The organism is Herbaspirillum camelliae (assembly GCF_001929405.1).
In the GTDB taxonomy this organism is placed as follows: Bacteria; Pseudomonadota; Gammaproteobacteria; order Burkholderiales; family Burkholderiaceae_D; genus Herbaspirillum; species Herbaspirillum seropedicae.
The window spans coordinates 2151047-2167395 of sequence record NZ_KV880769.1 but is presented as its reverse complement, the minus strand read 5'-3'; the positions used below and the strand labels follow the sequence as shown (position 1 = coordinate 2167395).

15 protein-coding genes are annotated in these 16349 nt (G+C 64.4%); 7 read left to right on the top strand and 8 right to left on the bottom strand.

All coding sequences use genetic code 11. The features are described 5' to 3' along the window. Positions 1–87 precede the first annotated feature (87 nt). The 4 genes from rsmA to BGK68_RS09685 all read right to left on the bottom strand — a co-directional run bounded on the left by rsmA (position 88) and on the right by BGK68_RS09685 (position 5836). Entirely contained in the window at positions 88–870 is a 783-nt protein-coding gene (gene rsmA, locus BGK68_RS09700) for a 16S rRNA (adenine(1518)-N(6)/adenine(1519)-N(6))-dimethyltransferase RsmA (RefSeq protein ID WP_075256928.1), read from the bottom strand. 26 nt (positions 871–896) lie between these two features. Then, entirely contained in the window at positions 897–1919 is a 1023-nt protein-coding gene (pdxA, locus tag BGK68_RS09695) for a 4-hydroxythreonine-4-phosphate dehydrogenase PdxA (RefSeq protein ID WP_075256927.1), read from the bottom strand. A gap of 96 nt (positions 1920–2015) precedes the next feature. Beyond that, on the bottom strand, positions 2016–3512 hold the full coding sequence (locus BGK68_RS09690; RefSeq protein WP_075256926.1) for a peptidylprolyl isomerase: 1497 nt from the start codon (positions 3510–3512) through the stop codon (positions 2016–2018). Between the two features lie 23 nt (positions 3513–3535). Beyond that, positions 3536–5836 carry an LPS-assembly protein LptD gene (locus tag BGK68_RS09685; protein WP_075256925.1) on the bottom strand — a complete coding sequence of 767 codons (2301 nt, stop codon included), beginning with the start codon at positions 5834–5836 and terminating at the stop codon, positions 3536–3538. Positions 5837–5933: 97 nt separating this feature from the next. On the opposite strand from BGK68_RS09685, the gene BGK68_RS09680 reads away from it, so the two are divergent. The 5 genes from BGK68_RS09680 to upp all read left to right on the top strand — a co-directional run bounded on the left by BGK68_RS09680 (position 5934) and on the right by upp (position 11062). Further along, positions 5934–6965, top strand: coding sequence for an aminoglycoside phosphotransferase family protein (locus BGK68_RS09680; protein ID WP_075256924.1), 1032 nt, complete (start codon positions 5934–5936; stop codon positions 6963–6965). Between the two features lie 10 nt (positions 6966–6975). Further along, positions 6976–7692, top strand: a complete 717-nt coding sequence (gene murU / locus BGK68_RS09675) for an N-acetylmuramate alpha-1-phosphate uridylyltransferase MurU (protein WP_069373062.1) — start codon at positions 6976–6978, stop codon at positions 7690–7692. Next, positions 7689–9035, top strand: a complete 1347-nt coding sequence (locus tag BGK68_RS09670) for an aminopeptidase P N-terminal domain-containing protein (protein WP_075256923.1) — start codon at positions 7689–7691, stop codon at positions 9033–9035. Before murU ends, BGK68_RS09670 begins: the two co-directional genes overlap by 4 nt. A 107-nt stretch (positions 9036–9142) precedes the next feature. After that, positions 9143–10291, top strand: coding sequence for an FAD-dependent monooxygenase (locus BGK68_RS09665; protein ID WP_075256922.1), 1149 nt, complete (start codon positions 9143–9145; stop codon positions 10289–10291). Positions 10292–10414: 123 nt separating this feature from the next. Continuing rightward, a complete protein-coding gene (upp, locus tag BGK68_RS09660) occupies positions 10415–11062 on the top strand; it encodes a uracil phosphoribosyltransferase (protein ID WP_075256921.1) in 648 nt (215 codons plus the stop codon). 90 nt (positions 11063–11152) lie between these two features. On the opposite strand, the gene BGK68_RS09655 is transcribed toward upp, so the two are convergent. The 4 genes from BGK68_RS09655 to BGK68_RS09640 all read right to left on the bottom strand — a co-directional run bounded on the left by BGK68_RS09655 (position 11153) and on the right by BGK68_RS09640 (position 14518). Beyond that, complete coding sequence (locus BGK68_RS09655) at positions 11153–12592, bottom strand: NAD(P)(+) transhydrogenase (Re/Si-specific) subunit beta (RefSeq protein WP_075256920.1); 1440 nt, start codon at positions 12590–12592, stop codon at positions 11153–11155. Continuing rightward, positions 12589–12903: an NAD(P) transhydrogenase subunit alpha gene (locus BGK68_RS09650; protein ID WP_013232734.1), complete on the bottom strand. Its 315-nt coding sequence runs from the start codon at positions 12901–12903 to the stop codon at positions 12589–12591. Before BGK68_RS09650 ends, BGK68_RS09655 begins: the two co-directional genes overlap by 4 nt. A 67-nt stretch (positions 12904–12970) precedes the next feature. Next, a complete protein-coding gene (gene panD / locus BGK68_RS09645; RefSeq protein ID WP_006461708.1) occupies positions 12971–13333 on the bottom strand; it encodes an aspartate 1-decarboxylase in 363 nt (120 codons plus the stop codon). Between the two features lie 69 nt (positions 13334–13402). Next, a complete protein-coding gene (locus tag BGK68_RS09640) occupies positions 13403–14518 on the bottom strand; it encodes a Re/Si-specific NAD(P)(+) transhydrogenase subunit alpha (protein ID WP_075256919.1) in 1116 nt (371 codons plus the stop codon). A 164-nt stretch (positions 14519–14682) separates the two neighbouring features. Between BGK68_RS09640 and BGK68_RS09635 the strand changes: the two genes are divergently transcribed. Together BGK68_RS09635 and mnmA are read left to right on the top strand one after the other, a co-directional pair. Continuing rightward, the gene (locus tag BGK68_RS09635) at positions 14683–15174 is read left to right on the top strand and encodes an NUDIX hydrolase (RefSeq protein ID WP_075256918.1); all 492 of its coding nucleotides are present in this window, start codon (positions 14683–14685) and stop codon (positions 15172–15174) included. Between the two features lie 36 nt (positions 15175–15210). Beyond that, a complete protein-coding gene (gene mnmA / locus BGK68_RS09630) occupies positions 15211–16317 on the top strand; it encodes a tRNA 2-thiouridine(34) synthase MnmA (RefSeq protein ID WP_075256917.1) in 1107 nt (368 codons plus the stop codon). The last annotated feature ends 32 nt before the right edge of the window (positions 16318–16349 follow it).

The window sequence follows — 16349 nt, the reverse complement described above, 5'->3', positions numbered from 1 at the left end:
CATCAAATATGAATCTTCGTTACAGTTCTTACGGCTCGACGACAGGCTGTGACAATTGCCGCTCCCCCTCTCGCGTAACGCAGAAGCTCATTGCTGGCGTGCAGCCAGCAGATTGGCCAGGGCCACGAACTGTTCCATCGGCACGGCTTCCGGGCGCGCCTGCGGGTCGATGCCGGCCTGGCGCAGTTCATCCTCGCTGAACAAGCCGGCCACGCAATTGCGGATCACCTTGCGCCGCTGCGAGAACGCCTTGGTCACGACCTGTTCCAGCAAGGCCTGCTGGCAAGCCAGCGGCTGGGCCAGCGGAATCATGCGCACGATGGCCGAATCGACCTTGGGCGGCGGATCGAACGCGGTGGGCGGCACCACGAACAGCAATTCCATGTGATAGCGCCATTGCAGCATCACCGACAGGCGGCCATAGGCCTTGCTGCCCGGCTCGGCCACCATGCGCTCGACCACTTCCTTCTGCAGCATGAAGTGCTGGTCCTGCACTTGCGGGGCGATCTCGGCCAGATGGAACAGCAGCGGGCTGGAGATGTTGTAGGGCAGGTTGCCGACCACGCGCAGCTTGCGGCCCTCGGGCACCGGGATGGTAGAAAAATCGAACTTGAGCGCATCGGCTGAATGCACCGTCAGGCGCGCGGCATCGAAGCGTTTCTTGAGGCGTTCGACCAGGTCGCGGTCCAGCTCCACCACGTGCAGGTGGCGCAGTCCTTCCAGCAGCAGTGCGGTCATGGCGGCCAGTCCGGGACCGATCTCGACCATGGCGTCGTCGGCTGCGGGGGCGATGGAAGTGATGATGTCGTGCAGCACCATCTCATCGGTAAGGAAGTTCTGGCCGAAGCGTTTGCGCGGGATATGTTTCATGGGGATTCCAGTGTTCTTGCGATGATTCAGGCGCGCTTCTGGCGGCGCGCCATGTCGGCGGCGGCACGCACGGCCACCAGCATGCTGCCATGGTCGGCATGACCCAGGCCGGCGGCGGCCAGGTCGAGGGCAGTGCCATGATCGACCGAGGTGCGAATGAGCGGCAGGCCCAGGGTGATATTGATGCCGTGGCCGAAGCTGGCGAATTTCAGGACCGGCAGGCCCTGGTCGTGGTACATGGCCAGCACGCAGTCGGCGTCTTCCAGGTATTTGGGCTGGAACAGGGTATCGGCCGGATACGGTCCACGCGCGTCGATGCCGCGCGCGCGCGCCGCTTCCAGCGCGGGGCTGATGACCTCGATTTCTTCACGGCCCAGGTAGCCATTCTCACCGGCGTGCGGGTTCAAGCCCGTGACCAGGATGCGCGGGCGGGCGATGCCGAACTTGCTGCGCAGGTCGGCGTGCAGGATGTCCAGCGTGCGCGCCAGGCTGTCGGCGGTAATCGCCGCCGGGACATCCTTCAGGGCCAGGTGGGTGGTGGCCAGCGCCACGCGCAGGTGCGGCGACTGGCCGCCGGCCAGCATCATCACCACTTGCGGCGTGTGGGTGACCTCGGCCAGGTATTCGGTATGCCCGGTAAAAGCCACGCCGGCATCGTTGATGGTGCTCTTTTGCAGCGGTGCGGTGACGATGGCTGCGAATGCGCCCGCCAAGGCGCCCTGCACGGCCAGGTCCAGCGCCTGCAGGACGGCGCGACCATTGCGCGCATCCAGCAAGCCAGGACGGACCGGCTCGGCCACCGGGCAATCGATGACGGTGAGGCAATCGGTGGGGAAATGCGGCAAGCCACTGTTGCGCCAGGCCTGGATGGAGATGGCGGCCACGCGCATCTGCGCATCGATCTCATAGGCGCTCTGGGCCAGCAGGGCGGCGTCGCCCAGGAGGATGCAGCGCACCTCGTGGCGCAGCTCCCAGGCGGCGCGCAGCGAGATCTCGGGACCAATGCCTGCCGGTTCACCGCAGGTCAGCGCGAGGATGGGTCGGTTCATGGCGTCTCACGATATCGGGGCTTCAAAAATGCAAGGGCCGGCTGTGCGGCCGGCCTCTTGCGCGGACAAGGGCGCAGATGCGCCCGCTGCCGGGACTTATTCGTCGTTGCGGTATTCGACGTAGGCGCGGTCGCGGATCTGGCGCATCCAGTCTTCGGTGGCCTCTTCGATCTTGCGTTCGCGGATGGCCTGGCGCGCAGCCTGGCGGGCGCGCTCCTTGGAGGCGTCATCGGTCTTGCGCTCCACCACCTGGATGAGGTGATAGCCGAACGGCGTCTCGATGGGCTGGCTGACTTCGCCCGGCTTCAACTGATCCATGGCGCGCTCGAATTCCGGCACGGTATCGCCCGGATAGACCCAGCCCAGGTCACCGCCCTTGGAGGCGGACAAGTCATTGGAATACAGCTTGGCCAGTTCCTCGAAGGTGGCCGAACCGTGGTCCAGGCGCTCCTTGAGTTCAGTCAGCTTGCGCTTGGCTTCGGCGGCGGTGACGACCTGGTTGACCTTGATGAGGATGTGTCGCACATGGGTCTGCTGCACCGCCGGCGCTGCCGCCTGGGCGCCATCAGCGGCACGGCGACCCACCAGCTTGAGGATGTGGAAGCCATTGCCGCTCTTCAACAGACCGCTGACCTGGCCATCCTGCAGCTTGGCCACGCCATCCAGGAACAGCTGCGGCAGGCGATCGGCAGGACGCCAGCCGAGGTCGCCGCCGGAGAGCGCGTCGGAGGAGTCGGAATAGGCGGCGGCGGTCTTGGCGAAGTCGGCACCGGTCTTCAGCTGGCGCAGCACATCCTCGGCACGCTCGCGGCGCTGGGCCAGTTGCTCGGGGGTGGCGTTCTCGGGCACGCGGATGAGGATCTGGGCGATATCCAGTTCCTGGCGCTGGCCGCCGGCGTTGGCTTCGGCGGCAAGGTAGTTGTCGACCTCGGACTCGGTGACCACCACCTTGTTGTCCACTTCGCGCTCGCGCAGGCGCTGGCTGAGTATTTCGCGGCGGATCTCTTCACGGAAGCTGGCGTAGTTCATGCCTTCGGCTTCCAGGCGGGTGCGGAATTGCGCCATGGACAGCTTGTTCTGGTCGGCGATGCGCTGCATGGCGCGGTCCAGCATGGCGTCATCGACAACGATACCGTTTTCCTTGGCCATCTGGGCCTGGGCGCGCTCGACGATCATGCGCTCCACCAGCTGGCGCACCAGTTGGTCACGCGGGGGCAATTGCACGTTCTGCGCGGACATGCGCTTGACCACGCTGGCCAAGCGATCGGCCACTTCCTGGCGGGTGATGACTTCGTTGTTGACCACGACCATGATCGAATCGACTGGACGGGGCTCCATGCGTGCCTGGCTGGGCGCGGGCGCTGCTGCAGTGGCCTTGGCCGGCGCCGGCGCGGCTGCCTTGGCGGGCGCAGCCGGGCTGGCGGCGGGCGGCGTACCCTTGGCAGGAGCCGGCTGGGCCGAGGTTTCTGGCGGAGTGACCGGGATGATGGTCGTGGCGAACTGCGCCTGCGCATTGCTGATCACGCCCAGCATGCACAGCAGCGCGGTCACTGTTTTGGTTGTTGCGAGGAGTGGTGTACGCATATTACGCATGGACTGTCGTTGGTTCGAAAAGGTTAGAAGTTGTTGCCGGGGGTAGAGTCTGGCAGGTTCACTTTCTGGTAGCCAGGCACGCTGCTCTTGATGGCGTCCATGGGGTTGGAACCGATCTGGGAGAAGCCGTTGAGTTCAAGCTGGAAGAAGAAGCCCGTGGATGCCTTGGTGGACGAGGTCGGGATACGTTGCGCCACCACGCGGAAGACCCAGCAGTCGGCCTTGTATTCGAGACCCAGCAAGCCTTCGGCCACGGTACGGTCGGGAATGGAGTAGTTGATGCGGCCCACCGCGTAGAGACGCTGGGACAGCGGCCACTGGCCCGACACGTCGACCTGCTTGAGCGGATCGAGTACGCCCGTGTAGGGATTGACGTAGGTGCGGTCCAGACGGTATTGCAGGTTCAACACCCGCTTGGGCGCCGGTTGCCAGCGGATCCCGAAGTTGGAACGCACCATCTGGCGCAAGGTCTCGCTGTACTGCACCGTATTGTCGGTGGAGAATTCACGCGTGATCTGGCCGCCCAGCGCCAGCAGCAGATCGGACTTGCTGCCCAGGCTGCCGGAGGACGTGGTGGTGCTGGCCGTGGTCGAGGTGCTGGTGAGGTCGACTTTGGGGTCGGCAAAGTAATAACGCTGGCCGACGGTGGCGCGCAGGCGCTCCAAGCCGTTTTCCTCGATCAGGCGCGAGGTCACGGCCGCTGTCAGTTGGTTGGCGTCGCTGATGCGGTCGTGGCCGACGAAGCGGTTCTCGCTGAAGATCTGCGCGAAGTTGAAGTCTGCCAGGCCGGAGTCGAAGATCGGCAGCTTGGTCTGGTCGCGGTAGGGCGTACGCACGTAGAACAGCCGCGGCTCCAACGTCTGGGTCATGCTGCGCCCGAGCAGGTCGGATTCGCGCTCGAAGATCAGCCCCGAATCCAGCGACAGCGTGGGCACCGTGCGCGTAAGGTTGGTCTGCTGGCCCGGCGCGAGATTGTTCAGCTTGTAGCTGGTCGCGTCCAGCATGACCTTGGGCGTGATGAAGTAACCCGGCCGCACGATGGGGTAGGACACCGACTGGGTCAGGTAGGCGCGATCGCCGCCGACCAGGCTACCACTGGAAAAGCGCGTGAAGTCGGCCACGGTATTGAAATCGAAACCGCCAATATCGTATCGGGTGCCGTTGAAGGTAATCTGCGGCACGCGGTCATACGGCTTGACGATAGGGGCGTTCACGTCTTGCAGCAACTGGTACTTGGAGACCTGACCCACCAGGGTCCAGTAGGTGCTGCTGTAGGTCAGGCTGGCGGTGCGTGGCAACAGGCGCGTGGTACTGCCGGTGATGGAGTGAGAGAAATCGGACGCATAATCATTGTCCGAAGCCTTGTTCAGATTCCAATCCAGTTGCAGTCCCGGCGCCAGAATTTGGGTATGGCGCGAAGACAGCGAATAGCGCCCCGTCCCCGTCACCCTGTCCTGAATGCCTTCGGCGGTGAACATCCCATTATAGGACTCGCCCAGGTAGCGCGTCTCGGCCCCCATCTGCAATCCGCGCCGGGCGATGTACTTGGGCACCAGCGTCAGGTCATAGTTGGGCGCCAGATTGAAGTAATAAGGCACGGCAAGCTCGAAACCGCCGGTGCTGGTCGCGCCGATGGTGGGAGGCAGCACACCGGACTTGCGCTCTCCTGAGAGGGCGAAGGACATCCAGGGGGCCCCCAGGATCGGCACATCCTTGAAATACAGCAGGCCGCCGCGCACGGTACCGACGTCGCGTCCGCTGTCCAGGTCCATGGTGTTGGCGCGCAGATACCAGTCGGGATCGGGCGCCTCGCAGGTGCTGTAGGTTCCCTGGGTCACCAGCGCCCGGTCGTCGGAGATGAAATCGATGCGCTCGGCCTTGCCGCGCCCGCCATTCTTGCCGATCAGATAAGTCGGGCTGCTGACATACCCCGCGCCGGTCCCCATGTTCATTTCGGCGTGGTCACCGGTGTACTGGTCCTGCAGGCGGCGCATCCAGACGTGGCCGGTGGCTTCGACCTCGTCCTGGATGATGCGGTATTCGGCCTTGTCGGCCTTGATGGTGGTCGGTCCCTTGACCACTTCGACGTCGCGATCCAGGTTGACCTGGCGGTCAGGGCGGCCGGTCATCTGCTCGGCGCTGACGTTGACGGGAGCGTCCTGGTCCTGCGCAGGCGCGGCGGCCGGCGCGGGCATGGACATCTGCGCATACACGGAAAGGGGCAACAGCGCCGAGGCCGAGGCCACGGCCATTGCCGAGGAGAACAGACGCGCCAGCCGCCAGTTGACAGTACGTTCAGTTAAAGACTTGGAAAACCGGATCATGAAAAGAGTGGTCAGATACCGTGCAGGCGGATTTTTTGGGATGAATCCCTTATTATATGGGAACTCAACCTCGTCAAACGATTTCCTCCGATAGTTCATGTCTTCACCTGGCTCCACCCCTGATCCCCGTCTGTCCGAACTGCATGCCTGGCTGGCCTCCCTGGCCGATACCCCGGTGCTGCCCGCTACCCTGCGTCCGGCCTCGGCCGACGCCAGCTTCCGCCGCTATTTCCGGGTGGATACCCCGGATGGCGGCTCGGCCATCGTCATGGATGCGCCTCCTCCCCAGGAGGACGTGCGCCCCTTCGTCGAGGTGGCAGGCCTGTTCGCCGCGACCGGCGTGACCGTCCCCAAGGTGTTGGCGCAGGACTGCGACCGCGGCTTCCTGCTGCTCTCCGACCTGGGTTCGACCACCTACCTGTCGCAACTGTCGGCCGATAGCGCGCACGCACTATACATGGATGCGATCGAGGCCCTGGTACTTTTACAAGCGCAAAGCAAGCCCGAAGCCCTGCCCGAATACGACCGCGCCCTGCTGCTGCGCGAGCTGGAGCTGTTCCGCGAGTGGTATATCGGCAAGCACCTGGGCGTGACGCTCACCGACGAACAGAACGCGGTGCTGGACAAGACCTTCGACGCCATCCTGGCCAACAACCTGGCCCAACCTCAGGTCTACGTGCATCGCGACTACCATTCGCGCAACTTGATGGTGCTGCCCAAGGGCAACCCGGGCATTCTCGATTTCCAGGATGCGGTCTATGGCCCCATCACCTACGACCTGGTCTCGCTGCTGCGCGACGCCTACATCCAGTGGGATGAAGAGATGGTGCTGGACTGGGCCATCCGCTACTGGGAAAAGGCGCGCCGCGCCGGCCTGCCGGTCACGCCCGACATCGATACCTTCTACCGCGACTTCGAATGGATGGGCCTGCAGCGCCACCTGAAGGTGCTGGGCATCTTCGCCCGCCTGTGGCACCGCGACGGCAAGGATGGCTACCTCAAGGACATCCCGCTGGTGATGGAATACACCCTCAAGACCGCGCGCCGCTACGTGGCCTTCACGCCGCTGGTGCGCCTGATCGAGAAGCTGGAGCAGGAACACGCGCCCAAGTTCGGCTACACCTTCTGAGGCGCCGACCATGAAAGCCATGATCTTCGCAGCCGGCCGCGGTGAGCGCATGCGTCCGCTGACCGATAGCTGCCCCAAGCCGCTCCTGAAAGTCCGTGGCCGCCCGCTCATCGTCTGGCAGATCCTCTCGCTGGTACGCGCCGGCATCACCGAGATCGTCATCAATCACGCCCATCTGGGCCAGATGATCGAGGACACCCTCGGCGACGGCAGCCGCTTCGGCGCCCGACTGCTCTACTCGCCCGAAGGCACGGCGCTGGAGACTGCCGGTGGCATCGCCCAGGCGCGCCACCTGCTGGGGGAGGAGCCGTTCATCGCGGTCTCGGGCGACATCTGGTGCCCGCATTTCGACTACAGCGAACTGCTGACCGTGCTGGAAGACGAAGACCCCTGGGGCAAGCCGCTGCCGGAAGACCAGCGCGACATGGCCTGGCTGTACCTGGTCAAGAATCCGCCCTTCCATCCCGAGGGCGACTTCGCCCTGAACAACTTTGCGCTGGCCAACGAAGGCCAGCCCAAGCTGACCTTCGCCAACATCGGCGTGTATCGCCCGCAGATGTTCGACGGCATCCCCCCCGGGACCCACGCCAAGCTGGGACCGCTGCTGCGCCAATACGCCGACCAGGGCCGCATCGGCGGCGATGTCTATCGGGGTGAATGGCACAACGTCGGCACCATCGACCAACTGGAAGCACTGAACCTGCCACCGCAAGGAAACCGACCATGAGCTTCGACGCCTCCCCCTTCGCCGCCCGCCGCGCCCGCCTGCTGGCCAGCCTGCAACAAGCCGGGGGCGGCGTGGCCATCATCCCGACCGCGCCCGAGGTGATGCGCAACCGTGACGCCGATTATCCGTATCGCCACGACAGCTATTTCTACTACCTGACCGGGTTCACCGAGCCGGAAGCGGTTCTTGTGCTGGTAGCCGGCAAGGAAAACCGCAGCATCCTGTTCTGTCGCGACAAGAACCTGGAACGCGAGATCTGGGACGGCTATCGCCACGGTCCGCAGGCCGCGCAGCAACTGTTCGCGCTGGACGCGGCGCATCCCATCGAAGAACTCGACAAGAGCATGCCCGCCCTGCTCTCCGACGCCCGCGCCGTGTACTACGCGCTGGGCCACGATGACAAGCGCGATGCGCAGTTGCAGCGCTGGCTGCAAGGCGTGCGCGCCCTGGCTCGCAGCGGCGTGTCGGCGCCTGCGGCCGTGGTCGATGTGAGTGTGCTGCTGGATGACATGCGCCTGTTCAAGGACGCCTACGAGATCGACGTCATGAAGCGCGCCGGCATCATCTCCGCCGAAGCGCATTGCCGCGCCATGCGCATCTGCCGTCCTGGCCTGCGCGAATACCATCTGGAAGCCGAACTGCTGCACGAATTCCGCCGCAACGGTTCGCAATACCCGGCCTATGGCTCCATCGTCGCCACCGGCGCCAACAGTTGCGTGCTGCACTATCGCGCGGGTGACGCCGAGATCAAGGACGGCGACCTGGTCCTGATCGATGCCGGTTGCGAACTGGACAGCTACGCCGCCGACATCACCCGCACCTTCCCGGCCAATGGCGCCTTCAGCGGCCCGCAGAAGGCGCTCTACGAGATCGTGCTGGCCGCACAGGCCGCTGCCATCGCCGAGACCGCGCCCGGCAAACGCTTCATGGATGGCCATGACGCCGCCGTACGCGTACTGGCGCAGGGCATGCTCGATACCGGTCTGCTGGACAAGTCCAAGGTCGGCTCGCTGGAGGATGTGATCGAGAAAGGCGACTATCGCCAGTTCTACATGCACCGTACCGGCCACTGGCTGGGCATGGACGTGCATGACGTGGGCGACTACCGCGACCCCGCCACGGCCGACGGCAACAAACCCTGGCGCACCCTGCAACCTGGCATGGTGCTGACCATCGAGCCGGGCATCTATGTGCGCCCGGGCGAGGGCGTGCCGGAGCAGTTCTGGAACATCGGCATCCGCATCGAGGATGACGCGCACGTCACCCCCTCCGGCTGCGAACTCTTGACCACGGGCGTGCCCAGCAAGGTCGAGGATATCGAAGCCCTGATGCGCCAGGGCTGAACCGCCCACCGCTGCAGGCCGCGCATGCGCCGGATCAAGCCCGTCCGGCGCGGCTCCGCTACAATGACGCCTTCCTGAATCTTCTGTAGAAGGCATCTCCCGGCATCATGGAATCCGTCGATTTCGACCTGATCATCTGCGGCGGCGGCCCGGTCGGCCAGAGCGTGGCCGGCCTGCTGGCGCGTCGCCAATTGCCTGCCGCACGCATCGCGCTGGTGGACATGAAGTCGCCCGAACAGGCGGCGACCGACCCCCGCACCATCGCCCTGTCCTACGGCAGCCGCCAGATCCTCGATGAACTGGGCGCCTGGGACGATATCGGGCGTAGCGCCACCGCCATCGAGCAGATCCACGTCTCGCGCCGCGGCCACTTCGGCCGCACCCTGCTGGACCGCAAGGATTACCAGTTGCCCGCGCTGGGCTATGTAGCGCGCTATGGCGAAGTCAACCGCGCCCTGGCCTCGGCCATCGCCCCGCTGGGGCTGAGCCTGATGCGGCCTGCCGAAGCCCAGCAGATCGAGGAAGAAGACGAGCACGTCGCCGTCACGCTGAAGGATGGCCGCATACTGCGCGCGCAGTTGGTGGTCCAGGCCGAAGGCGGTGTCTTCGGCGAGCAGCAGCACAAGACCCTGCAGCGCGATTATCAGCAACTCGGCATCATCGCCCATGTGCAGGCCGATGGCGTGATCGCCCATCGCGCCTTCGAACGTTTCACCGATGAAGGCCCGCTGGCCCTGCTGCCGCAGGACGACGGCTATGCGCTGGTGTGGTGCGTGCGCCCGGCCACCGGCGAACAATTGATGGCGCTGGAGGATGCCGGCTTCCTGGCGGCCTTGCAGCGCACCTTCGGCGAACGGGTGGGCCGCTTTACCCGCATCAGAGCGCGCCACGCCTTCCCGCTGGGCTTGAACGCCCGCCCCGGCCAGAGCCGGCGCGTGGTGGCCATCGGTAATGCCGCCCAGACCCTGCACCCGGTGGCCGGCCAGGGCCTGAACCTGGGCCTGCGTGACGCCCGCGTGCTGGCCGATGTGCTGGCGCGGGAGATCTCCCCCCAGGCCTTGCAGGCCTTCGAGCGCCAGCGCGGCCAGGATCGCAGCCTGACCATCCGACTGACGGACCTGATGGCCCGCATCTTTGCCGGCTCGCCCCAGGGTTCTCCCCTGCAAGCGGCACTGGGCCTGTCGCTGGGCGCCATCGACCTGCTCCCCGGGGCGCGCGGCCTGCTGGCCGAGCACATGATGTTCGGTCGCCGATGAGGTGAATAATGCTGCAGTTGCGCGACGTCCTGTCGTCGCGCAGGCGGTCAGGAAATGCGACAATGCTGACTTGCGGCGTCCGCCGCTCCACCCAGCATTCCATCCAGCAGATCTGCATTTGCCATGAAACAAGACCCGCGCTTCAAGAATCTCTTCATCCTCGACCACCCGCTGATCCAGCACAAGCTCTCGCACATGCGCGACAAGCGCACCTCCACGCGCACCTTCCGCGACCTGCTGCGCGAGATCACGCTGCTGATGGGTTACGAGATCACCCGCGACCTGCCGCTAACCACCGAGACCATCGAGACCCCGCTGGTGACCTATGAAGCCCCGGTGATCGCCGGCAAGAAGCTGGCCGTGGTGCCGGTGCTGCGCGCGGGCGTGGGCATGAGCGATGGCCTGCTGGAACTGATCCCCTCGGCACGCGTGGGCCATATCGGCGTCTACCGCGATGAACATCACAAGCCGGTGGAATACCTGGTGCGCCTGCCGGACCTGCAGGACCGCATCATGATCCTGTGCGACCCCATGGTCGCCACCGGCAACTCGGCCGTCTATGCCGTGGACGCCTTGAAGAAACGCGGCGTGCCAGCCTCGCATATCATGTTCGTGGCGCTGGTGGCGGCGCCGGAAGGCGTGCAGGTGTTTGCCGATGCCCACCCCGACGTCAAGCTCTACGTCGCTTCGCTGGATTCGCATCTGGATGAGGATGCCTACATCGTGCCGGGCCTGGGCGATGCCGGGGATCGTATTTTCGGCACCAAGTAAACGCCGCTCTCCGCTTCTGCGGAAGCAAAGAAAAACGGGCTACGCAATCACTGCGCAGCCCGTTGTCATTTCTGCTGGGGCAGATGAAACTCAGTCCACCGCCTTGACCATATCTTCGATGACCTTCTTGGCGTCGCCAAAGACCATCATGGTCTTGTCCATGTAGAACAGTTCATTGTCCAGGCCGGCGTAACCGGCGGCCATGGAGCGCTTGTTCACGATCACGGTCTTGGCCTTGTAGGCTTCCAGAATCGGCATGCCCGCGATGGGCGACTTGGGGTCCTTGGCCGCCGGGTTGACCACGTCGTTGGCTCCCAGCACCAGCACTACATCGGCCTGGGCGAATTCGCTGTTGATGTCTTCCATCTCGAAGACCTGGTCATAGGGCACTTCGGCCTCGGCCAGCAGCACGTTCATGTGACCCGGCATGCGGCCGGCCACGGGGTGGATCGCATATTTCACGGTCACGCCGTTGTGGGTCAGCTTTTCGGTCAATTCCTTCAGCGCGTGCTGCGCGCGCGCCACTGCCAGGCCGTAACCCGGCACGATGATGACGGTTTCGGCATTGCCCATCAGGAAGGCCGCATCATCGGCCGATCCCGACTTGACGTTGCGCTGCTGCTGCGCGCCGCCACCGGCCGCCGCTGCCTCGCCGCCAAACCCGCCCAGGAGCACGTTGAAGAAGGAGCGGTTCATCGCCTTGCACATGATGTAGGAGAGGATCGCACCGGAAGAACCGACCAGCGAACCGGCGATGATAAGCATGGAGTTGTTCAGCGAAAAACCGATGCCCGCCGCCGCCCAGCCGGAATAGCTGTTCAACATTGACACCACCACCGGCATGTCGGCGCCGCCGATGGGGATGATGATGAGCACGCCCAGCGCAAAGGCAATGGCCGCCATGATGATGAAGGGCAGCCAGTTCTGCGTCAGCACGAAGATGATGCCGAAGCCGATCATGGCCACGGCCAGCAGCAGGTTCAGGAAATGCTGGCCGGCGAAGTTGACCGGCGCGCCCTGGAACAGGCGGAACTTGTACTTGCCCGAGAGCTTGCCGAAGGCGATCACCGAGCCGGAGAAGGTGATGGCGCCCACGAAGGTGCCGATGAACAGTTCCACCCGGTTGCCCACGGGGATCAACTGCCCGTGCGCCGAAATACCCAGCGCCCACGGCTCGGCCACTGCCGCCACCGCAATACAGACTGCCGCCAGACCAATGAGCGAGTGCATCGCCGCCACCAGTTCGGGCATCTTGGTCATCTCGACGCTGCGCGCGAGATAGGCGCCGATGCCGCCACCGACGATCACGCCGCCGGCCACCAGCAGGTAACCGATGTCACCGGAAGGATTGCCGCCCTCGCCCTTGATCTTGACGATCAGCGCCAGCGTGGTCAGCACCGCGATCACCATGCCGGCGATGCCGAAGCTGTTGCCGCGCCGCGCCGTAGCTGGATGCGACAGGCCCTTCAAGGCCTGGATGAAGCAGATCGATGCGATCAGGTACAGCAGGGTCACCAGGTTCATGCTCATGCTTGTTCTCCCGACTTGGCCTTGGGCTCTTTCTTCTTGAACATTTCCAGCATGCGCTGGGTCACCATGAAGCCGCCAAACACATTGACCGCCGCCAGCGCCACGGCCAGCGTGCCGGCGATGCGGCCTACCGGGCCTTCTGTCAGGCCTGCGGCCAGCATGGCGCCGATGATGATGATGGCCGAGATGGCATTGGTCACCGCCATCAGGGGCGTATGCAGGGCGGGGGTCACGGTCCAGACCACGTGATAGCCGACGTAGATGGCCAGCACGAAGATGATCAGGTTGATGATGGTATGGCTGACTTCCATGGTGTTCCTCCTTGTTGTGCGGTCCGCCGGTAAAACTACAAGCGGGCCGAACGGTTCTTGGTGAGGGTCAGATCGCTTTGAGGCTGGTGATGCGGTTCTTGTCGTCCACGAAGACCACCTTGGGCTTGTAGGTGGCGACTTCCTCATCGCTCATCGGCGCATAGGTACAGATGATGAGCAGGTCGCCCAGGTGCGCCAGGCGGGCTGCCGCGCCGTTCAACGATATCTCGCCGCTGCCGCGCTTGCCGCGGATGGCGTAGGTGGAAAAACGTTCGCCGTTGTTGACGTTGTAGAGTTCGATCTTCTCGAACTCGCGGATGTCGGCGGCTTCCAGCAGGTCTTCGTCGATTCCGCAGGAGCCTTCGTAGTTCAGGTCGCACTGGGTGACCGAGGCGCGATGGATCTTCGCGCGCAGCATGATGCGTTGCATGTACTTCTTCCTTCTTGATTCCGTGGATGATGGGCTTGGTTGCCCGGGTATTCTGCCGGGCCGGCAGATTCATTTGCGCAGGATCTCGCCGCCCTGGCAGAGCAGCGTGGCCGCGACGATATCGTCTTCCCTGTTGATGACCAGCTTGCCTTCGGCATCGATGATCAGTTTCAGGAAATCCAGCACGTTGCGGGCATACAGCGCCGAGGCATCGGCCGCCACCAGAGCCGCCAGGTTGCCTTCGCCGATGATGTGCACACCATGCTTGATGACGGTCTTGCCGGGTTCCGACAAGGGACAGTTGCCGCCCTGGTCGACCGCCATGTCCAGGATCACTGAACCGGGCTTCATGGCCTTGACCGTGTCTTCGCTGATCAGCACCGGCGCCTTGCGTCCGGGGATCAGGGCGGTGGTGATGATGATGTCGGCCTGTTTGGCGCGTTCGTGGACCAGCTCGGCCTGGCGCTTCATCCAGTCCGGCGGCATGGGGCGGGCATAGCCGCCCACGCCCTGGGCAATCTCTTTTTCTTCCTCGGTCAGGAAGGGAACGTCCAGGAACTTGGCGCCCAGCGATTCGATCTGTTCCTTCACGGCAGGGCGCACGTCGGAGGCTTCGATCACCGCCCCCAGCCGCTTGGCCGTCGCGATGGCCTGCAGGCCGGCCACGCCGGCGCCCATGATGAGCATGCGCGCGGCCTTGACGGTGCCAGCGGCGGTCATGAGCATGGGCATGAAGCGCTGGTAGGTATTGGCGGCCATGAGCACGGCCTTGTAGCCGGCAATGTTGGCCTGCGAGGACAGCACGTCCATGGACTGCGCCCGGGTGGTGCGGGGGGCGGCTTCCAGGGCGAAGGCAGTGAGGCCGGCGGCGGCCATGGCGGCGATGTTGTCGGCGTCGAAGGGGTTGAGCATGCCGATGACGACGGTGCCAGGCTTGATGCGGGCGCGTTCGGCCTGGTCAGGGGCGCGCACCTTGAGGAGGATTTCCGCGGTAAAGACAGCGTCGGCGCTGCCGATGCTGGCGCCGACGGCGACGAAGGCTTCGTCGGGAATGCTGGACTTCAGGCCCGCGGACGACTGGACCATCACTTCGTGCTTTGCGGCAACCAGCTTCTTGACGGTTTCCGGGGTCGCCGCAACCCGCGTTTCTCCGTCCCGGCTTTCGGCGGGAATCCCAATCCTCATGCGAAGCTCCTTGTTGTTGAATTCTTACCGCGATCTTACACGACTCATCTTGCCCGCCGACAGATTTGCGGCTTCGGCAGACAAGGCGCCATCGGCCCGCGGCGGGGCTTCGCGCTGAAGAGTCGGCGGCGACAGGGTAAAATGCCGGATTCACGAGGTCATCAATGTCTGAAGTCTGGAAACCCTCTGTCACCGTGGCCGCCATCATCGAGCGCGGCGGCCGCTTCCTGATGGTGGAAGAGCATAGCGCGGGTGGATTGCGCATCAACCAGCCGGCCGGCCATCTGGAACCGGGCGAGTCCCTGATCGAGGCGGCCGCGCGCGAGGCGCTGGAAGAATCGGCGCACATCTTCACGCCAACGGCGCTGGTCGGCACTTATCTTTCACGCAACGTGTCGTCCTCGCGCGGCGGCCTGTCGGTCACCTACCTGCGCTTCGCCTTCGCCGGCACGGTGGGCGAACCGCTCGAACGAGCGCTGGATGAGGGCATCCTGCGCGTTCTCTGGATGACGCGCGAGGAACTGGCGGCTTGTGCTGAACGCCACCGCAGCCCGCTGGTGCTGCGTTGCGTGGACGACTACCTGGCCGGCCAGCGGGCGCCGCTGGAACTGGTGCATACCGATCCCAGCGCGATCGGGCCCGTGGCGGATCAATAAGTAGCAGCGCGGCTGCGCGCATGGAACGGATAGAACATGAGCAAGAAAAGAGTGGTCATCGGCATGTCGGGCGGCGTGGATTCGTCGGTCTCGGCGTGGCTGCTGAAGGAACAGGGGTATGAGGTCATCGGCCTGTTCATGAAGAACTGGGAAGACGACGACGATTCGGAATACTGCTCCACCCGTGAAGACTGGATCGACGCGGTCAGCGTGGCCGATGTGGTGGGCGTGGATATCGAAGCAGTGAACTTCGCTTCTGAATACAAGGACCGCGTCTTCGCCGAATTCCTGCGTGAATACCAGGCCGGCCGCACGCCCAACCCGGACGTGCTGTGCAATGCCGAGATCAAGTTCAAGGCCTTCCTCGATCACGCCATGAAGCTGGGGGCCGACCTGATCGCCACCGGCCACTATGCACGCGTGCGCCAGGGGCCACAGGGCGACTTCCAGCTGCTCAAGGCACTCGACGCCAGCAAGGACCAGAGCTATTTCCTGCATCGCCTGAACCAGGAACAGCTCTCGCGCACCGTCTTCCCCTTGGGAGAGATCCACAAGACCGAGGTGCGCAGGATCGCCGAGCAGTTGCAGTTGCCCAATGCCAAGAAGAAGGACTCGACCGGCATCTGCTTCATCGGCGAGCGTCCCTTCCGCGAATTCCTGAACCGCTACCTCTCCTACCAGCCCGGCCCGATCAAGACCGCGGACGGCCAGACCGTGGGGGAGCATGTGGGCCTGTCGTTCTACACGCTGGGCCAGCGCAAGGGCATCGGCATCGGCGGCCTCAAGGCGCACCAGAATGCCGATGGCCATGGCGATGCCTGGTACGTGGCGCGCAAGGATGTGGAAAACAATACCCTCTACATCGTGCAGGGCCATGACCATCCCTGGCTGCTCTCGCCCACCCTGTCGGCCGGCCAGGTCAGTTGGGTGGCAGGCCATGCGCCGCAAATGGCCGCATTGTCGGCCAAGACGCGCTATCGCCAGACTGATGTACCCTGCGGCTTCAGCGATGCCGGCGCCAGCTTCTCGCTGGCCTTCGACACCCCGCAATGGGCGGTCACTCCGGGCCAATCGGCTGTGCTGTATGACGGCGATGTCTGCCTGGGCGGGGGCATCATCGAAACCGGAGCCCTGCCGGACTGAAGTTTCCCATCAGCAATCGAATTGGACGCCCT